Source organism: Microcystis sp. LE19-84.1B (assembly GCF_027531875.1).
GTDB classification, from domain to species: Bacteria; Cyanobacteriota; Cyanobacteriia; order Cyanobacteriales; family Microcystaceae; genus Microcystis; species Microcystis panniformis.
In genome coordinates, this window is sequence record NZ_JAPZSR010000043.1 from 1 (window position 1) to 4,636 (window position 4,636).

General features: G+C 37.3%; 1 protein-coding gene. It reads right to left on the reverse strand.

Features of this window, described 5'->3' with window-relative positions; all coding sequences use genetic code 11:
- Window positions 1–111: 111 nt before the first annotated feature.
- The coding region (locus tag O9324_RS02220; RefSeq protein WP_288139371.1) for a phosphatase PAP2 family protein at window positions 112–4,636 on the reverse strand (4,525 nt) is incomplete at its 5' end.

The following is a 4,636-nucleotide window of genomic DNA, read 5'->3' on the forward strand; positions in this document are numbered from 1 at the left end:
TTAACTCAATTGTCTATCTTTTGGTATTAACTTATTTATGCCTTAAGTCCTTTCCTGTATGAATTTCAGCTACTTTTGAGCGTAGTTGCTCTCATCGAATTTTATTTTAAGTTAATTATTTGCATAACAATTCCCGAAGAGCCCGTTACCACCAGCAATGGGGTTAGGATTATCATAAGGAGCAAGAACAGATTGACTTGCGTTAGGAAGAGCAACAAAATTTAATTGACCTCCACCTGCTTGACTAATGAAGTCAATAATTGAGTTATTGCGAGTTGCAAAACCACTATGTTCTCCAATTAAAAATAGATCACCACCAACCTTCAAGTAAGAAAGATATTTTGTGACTTCAGGACTAGAAATTGCAGCATTATATCGGGTGTCCCAAATTTCAGAAAAACCAGTTATATCTGTTGGTAAACTGCTCGCTACTGTAGTCTTGAAACCAGCATCTTGCAAGAGTTTTGTTAAGTTATTGGTACTAGCAGAACTAGCCCCATTAACGATCAACACATTACCGCCCGCATTAGGTGTGTTAAACGACAGAGAATCTTGAATACTCAAAACATTGCCATTATCATCATAAGTAAATGAAGTAATATTACCTCTGGCATCTGTTTGTCGAGTAACCAGATTATCTTCATTCCGTTGCACAGCAGGTAATAAACCAACTTCATCAGAAGATGATACTATTTGCCCAGATTGATCAAGATTATTAACTATTTTCTTACCATTAGCATCTGTATAGGTAGAAGCAGCTTTTCCTAATTGGAAAGCAGGAGGCGCATTTACAGGATCAATAGTTTTATTTGGTGCATATAAACCTTGCACTTGTACAGGATCAAAATCTAATTGTGAACCATCTTTACGAATAGCTTTATCTGCTCTTCCTGCAAAATCATAGAATGTCTGTTCTTTATTTCCTCGCTTATCAACTTCAGAAATCATCAGATGATCTGCGTTATATTCCCAAGTCCGACTTGTACCATCGGGATCGGTAATTTTGATTAAATTACCATTAGTATCGTAGGTTAATTTAGTGCTACGACCAGCCGGATCTTTTATTTCTATAATTCTATTATTGCTGTAGGTAAAAGTAGTTTCTAAACCTACCGGATCAACCATTTTCATTAACCGGCGATTTTCATAGACATACTGAGTTTCATTACCAACGCGATCGCGCATTTTCGTTAACAGATTTTCCCCATTGAAACTATAAACGGTTTTATCTGTCATCGTGCGGCGGAAAGTACCATCATTTAAACGTTCTAAGGTGGAAAAATCGCCTACTGGTGAATCATAACTACCATCATCATTCTTTTCAAACAATAACTCGCTACCATCACCATCAATAATAATGACCGACTGATCAGCATTAACAACAATTTCCTGTAAACCAGCTAATCCCCAACCACTACCAAAAGCACTATTTACAGTATTAATATGTAGGAATTTACCCTTACTGGTAGAAGTAGAACCATTCAACTGATTATTATTTAATCGCATTAATCCAGTGGTTAAATCATAATCATAACGACCTGAATCTAAAGTTCTCAAATCTGCCTGTAGTGCAGCATCAATCTTCCCACCACCATTAGGAATTGACCAGAAATGTTCACCACCATTTAAGCCAAATTGACCACCAGCAAAACCAGGGACTTCTAACTTAAAATCACCCCGTTTAATTGTTAACTCAGCCATCAATCTAAGGGCAGAATCATTCGGCACATTGTTATAACCAAAATGCAGAATTGGTCTAGCATCCGCCCTTTCAGAATCATAACGTAAACTGATACCGCGATTAATTCCTAAAGATTGATAAGGTACTAAATCATGGGTTTCTATCACCGCACCTGAATGTAATTCTACTTCTGAAGTTCCTGGTACTTTTGCCTTACATTCATCACAACCATCATCTGGGTTGCGGTCATCAGCATCAGGATCATTAGGAGTTGGTGGGGGTGGTGCGAAGAAATGCCAACTACTATTACGAATACCACCTTCTATAGTTTCAATTACAGTTCCATCAGCACTAACTTGACCTGTACCCACATTATCAAATAATCCAGTTTGAGGATTAATAGACCATAAATCCATTTGTGTACCAGGGGCATATCCAGCGAGATTTGGTAAACTCAAAGGCGCAGGATTTGTAAATACCATTTCCCCTGGTTGAATAGTCACTACCAAATCAGGACGCAGATTTTCTGGTAATGCGGCCGGAGTAAGTTCTGTGGGAACTGTGGTAATACTTAATTGTCCTGTATAGGGTTGATTTTGTTGGTCAAATAAACTATTAGCAAAAACAGTTACAGCTGAACCTGGTATAGCTGCACTGGTAACAGTTTGAGTAATTGTTGGGTCAATTGTTTGGGCATTACTAATATCAATTGGTGGTAAATAAATGGGACGATCAATAATATTTTTCACATTGGCATAAACATTATGTCCCAATAATAAAGGCAATTTTTCTGCAATAGATGGATAAACAATATTATTCACCTGTTGACCTGGTTCAATAATCAATGCTGCATCAGCAGATGGTACTTGATTTAAAGTCAAAATAAATGAACCATCTGCATTTGTGGTAGTAGAAATATCACCGATTTTAACTTTAACTCCTGCTAATGCTTTTTGATCAGTATTTTGAATTACACCGCTAATTCTGGTTGTTGTTTCTGTATCAGCAACGACAGCTAAATTAAACTTCTTAGTTGTAATTTCTGTCCCATCTCTAGCGACTAAGGTAAAATCATAACTGCCAATTTGTGCGGGAGAAGGTTTAAAAATTAATGTTCCATCGCCGTCTAAATTGCCTGTAGGTAGGTTTTGCTCACTTTCAAGGGCAAAATTGGCATTTTTCCCGAAAATCTCTTTAGATTCCAGTTTTAACTGCTGTCCTGGCATTACAGTTAACTTAGGTGCTAACAAATTATCCAAGACATAATTACCCACACTTCTACCAGTTGCTAACCCTTCCAAATTAGCCGAATTAAAATGAATACCTCCATAAATACGACTAATTCCCGCTTCATTAGCTGCATTTGTAAAGTTACTGAAGGTACGATAAACACCAGGAGTTCCTAAAGAATTAGTGGTAAAACTAACATTATTACCTAACAATCCTGTTAAGATAGTTTCCGCCGCACCACTAAAGGTACTATGTCCAGAAATATATTCTGGGAAAGGAGGAGTAGTTAATAAAGGTGTCCAAGTAGCATCGGCAATAGTATTAGCATTACCATCACTATCTGCATTTTGAATAGCCGTAATTGGTCGCCAGAAATTGTAAGTATATTTTGCATCCCACGCCGCAATTCCTGCATCAGCTAAGGATATATCTAATAAGGCAAATAATCTGGCATTTTCTATTAATGAATTACCCTTTTCGGCGGCTACATTTTGGGCGATTTGATTCCAATGTCCAGGGGGTGTAAATGTACCAGCACCATCAGCCCAGAATTTTGCAATTTGTGTTTGTTCAGCCGTGCGATTAGTGCTGTTTTTACTACCTAAATCTTTAACTTGATTAAATTCTGTGGTATAATCAGCACTATTTAAAGCTGGTGCGCCATCAGGACGGAATTGATTACCACTGGTTAAAGCAAATGGTGTCACTTGTCCCCATTGTGGTAATAAAGCAGGGGCAAAACCTGGGGCGGTTGGTTGCCATTGTCCGGGGTTAGTTCCTGGTGTATAAGTAATAGTATTACTAGAACCATCTGTACTTCTGAAAGTTAAAATAGCATCAGCTACAGTACGTCCAAATGTCACGCCATTATCTTCTGCTGTACCATCGGTAATTTCAGCTAAAGAAGCAGTTAAAGCATTATCAAAATAGGATTTTTGTCCAGGATAGAGATTAATTAAAACCTGATGTGCTGCGCTTGCTGCTGCGGCTTCTGCTGATACAATTGTTGGTGCTGTACCTGTGAAGTGATAGTTTTTGTAAGTTCCAGTAATTGTGTTTATAGCATCAAAAACCGCAGTTTGGGTGATGGCCATATTCCGAGAAGCTACTGGTGGTGTTGTCTTATCTTCATAAATGGCATTTAACAGAACTGCATTCCAATCTAATACTACATCGCTGTTATCTTGTGCAACTCGTTTGATAATTGTGGTAAATGTGCTAGTATTTCCGGCAATATCTTTAGCATTAACAGTGAAGGAATTATCACCTAATATGAGAGGTACATCAGTAAATGTAAATTTACCCGCAGCATCAGCCGTAATTGATGTTCCTAAACCCTGTAATATTACAGTGGCGTTTGCTTCTGTTTTTCCTATGATTTTAACACTCGTAAATGTTGTTTTAGAGTCACCAATAGGAGCAGAATCAAATAAGGTATCTAACATGACACCAGGTGTTTCTGGTGCTGTAGTATCTAAGGTAAAGTCTAATTTCACTTCATTAGAAACATTACCAAATTTATCTTCTGCTTTGAGAGTTATTTGATAATTTCCATCTGGTAATTGTCCCCCATTAATTACTGTGAGTGTATCTTTATCTAATGTGAAAATACCATTTTGCAATTTAGATAAAACATCTACAAAGTTACCAGAATTTAACTTAGCTTGGAATTTTGTTATTTCACTGGCATTTGTTACAGTTCCTTTAATTGTAGAATCGGAAGTA